The organism is uncultured Limnohabitans sp. (assembly GCF_937889215.1).
Lineage (GTDB): Bacteria > Pseudomonadota > Gammaproteobacteria > Burkholderiales > Burkholderiaceae_C > Limnohabitans_A.
The window spans coordinates 1-2,545 of record NZ_CALBEX010000312.1; the positions used below are offsets into that span (position 1 = coordinate 1).

General features: G+C 60.2%; 2 protein-coding genes. Both read right to left on the reverse strand.

What is annotated here, in order from left to right:
- The coding region (locus Q0341_RS08035) for a hypothetical protein (RefSeq protein ID WP_299511902.1) at window positions 1–209 on the reverse strand (209 nt) is incomplete at its 3' end.
- Window positions 210–468: 259 nt separating this feature from the next.
- Window positions 469–2,545, reverse strand: a 2,077-nt coding sequence (locus tag Q0341_RS08040; protein WP_299511904.1) for a formate dehydrogenase subunit alpha, incomplete at its 5' end; no start/stop codon positions are given.

Sequence of the window (2,545 nt, forward strand, 5' to 3'; positions counted from 1 at the left end):
GCACTGAAAATGCCAGAGGCACTCCACAAGACCACCACGGGGCTGCGAAAGCGCGCCAACCCATACCAGATGGCTGCATGCAGCATCAGGTACAAAAAAGCATCCATCCAGAAGATGGTTTGCACATTCAGATTCAAAACGGCCTCCTTGGCCAGTGATTGACTTGGCAGGCTGCGCCAAACGACATGCCTGCCCACCGCTGATTTCATTCAGCCTCTGATTATGCTTTCAATGAAACGGCGGATGCGCCCCAAAATTTGATAACGGCCTTGCAAGCCCAATGCCCAGGGACTATTTCCCCCCCCACACACAAAAGACCTCGGATCAGGCGCCGATCACCCGACAGGCGGCTGCGCGCTCGCCCACCTCATGGGCAAGCGACCCGAAGGTCGCCTCTGCGCCCGGGTCAGCCGAGGCCGTTGAGCGCACAGAACCTCATCCAACGCATGGCGCGCATGGCGGCAATGGTCACGCGGTCATGGCTTGGGTGCCGTAACCGGCCACCGCGGCAAGCTCGCCCCCCGCCCGGATGGCCACGGCGCAGTACTTGAACTCGGGAATTTTCCCAAACGGGTCCAAGGCCGCGTTGGTCATCAAATTGGCCGCTGCTTCGTAGTAAGCAAAGGGCACAAACACGGCCCCATGAGGCGTGCCGTCGTCACGCCGAACGTGCAAGGTGACTTGGCCACGGCGCGATTCGATCGTCAGGACATCGCCCGTGCTCAAACCCAATTGAGCCATGTCGCCACCACACATCGAGGCTGTGGCCATCGGTTCAATCGCATCAAGCACCGTGGCTAGGCGGGTCATGCTGCCCGTGTGCCAATGCTCCAACTGCCGTCCAGTGATGAGCACAAAGGGGTACTCGGCATCGGGCCGTTCGTTGGCGGGAATGATGTCGGCGGGCACCAGGTTCACACGACCGTCTTCGGTGGCGAATTGCTCAATGAACACCGTGGGGGCACCTGGATCTTCGGCGCTCAGGCAGGGGTAGGTGACACTGGACTCGCGCTGCAACCGGTCCCAGGTGATGCCTGAGATGGCGGTGTGCATGGCGCGGCGCATTTCGTCATAGACCTCGGCCACGCCGTCGAATTCGCCTTCGTAACCGCAAGCCAAGGGGCGACCGCGCCCTGTATCCAATTGCGGCGTTCCAGGCGTCTGGCGGGTGTGCGCACCAATGCGTTGTGCCATCTGCTGGATGATCCACAAATCGGGTTTGGCCTGACCGGGTGGGTCGATCGCTTGCTTGCCCAGTTGCACCATGCGGTCGGTGTTGCTGACGGTGCCGTTCTTCTCGGGCCAAGCGGTCGCAGGCAACACCACATCGGCCAGCCAGGCGGTTTCGGTCATGAAAATGTCCTGCACCACCAAGTGATCGAGCGTGGCCAGCGCATGGCGGGCATGGTTCAAGTCGGGGTCGCTCATGGCAGGGTTCTCACCCATGATGTACATGCCGCGCACCTTGTGCGCATCCGTTTCAGGGGCCAAGATTTTGTGCATGATCTCGACCACCGTGTAGCCCGGCTGGGCGTCCAGTGGCATGTGCCAGAAGTCCTCAAACCAGGCGTGCGCGGCCCCATTGGTGACGCGTTGGTAGTTGGGGAACATCATCGGAATCAAACCGGCATCGGACGCGCCTTGCACGTTGTTTTGCCCACGCAGGGGATGCAAGCCCGAGCCGGGTTTGCCAATTTGTCCGGTCACCGTGACCAACGCGATCAAGCAGCGGGCGTTGTCGGTACCGTGGACGTGCTGGCTCACGCCCATGCCCCACAAAATCATGGCACCTTTGGCTTGGGCGAAAGCGCGTGCCACTTCTCGCAAAGTCTGCGCGGGCACACCACAAATGGGGGCCATCGCTTCGGGGCTGTAGCCTTTGACGTTTTCTTTCAAGGCTTCGTAATTGTTAGCCCGCTTGGCAATGAAGTCCTGATCGGCCAAGCCTTCTTCGATCACCACGTGGATCAGCGCATTGAGCATGGCCACATCGGTGTCGGGCTTGAACTGCAATGTGCGCCAGGCGTGCTTGCCGATGTCGGTGACCCGTGGGTCGGCCAACACGATTTTGGCACCGCGCTTGGCGGCATTTTTCATCCAAGTGGCCGCCACTGGGTGATTGGCCGTGGGGTTAGAGCCGATAACAAAGATCAGCTCTGAATGCTCGACGTCGTTGACTTGGTTGCTCACGGCACCCGAGCCCACGCCTTCGAGCAAAGCGGCCACGCTGGAAGCGTGGCACAAGCGCGTGCAATGGTCGACGTTGTTGGAGCCAAAACCTGTGCGCACCAATTTTTGGAACAAGTAGGCTTCTTCGTTGCCGCCCTTGGCTGAACCAAAGCCAGCCAAAGCCTTGGGGCCAAACTGGTCACGCAGATTTTTCAATTGGCCAGCGCCCAAGGCCAAGGCCTCCTCCCAGCTGGCTTCTCGGAACACCTCAGACCAGTCGGCACTGTCGCGGTTCAAGCGGTTGAGAAACTCTGGATCTTTGGTAACCCCGTCCTTGCGGATCAAGGGCATGGTCAAACGCTGGGGGTTGGCCGCA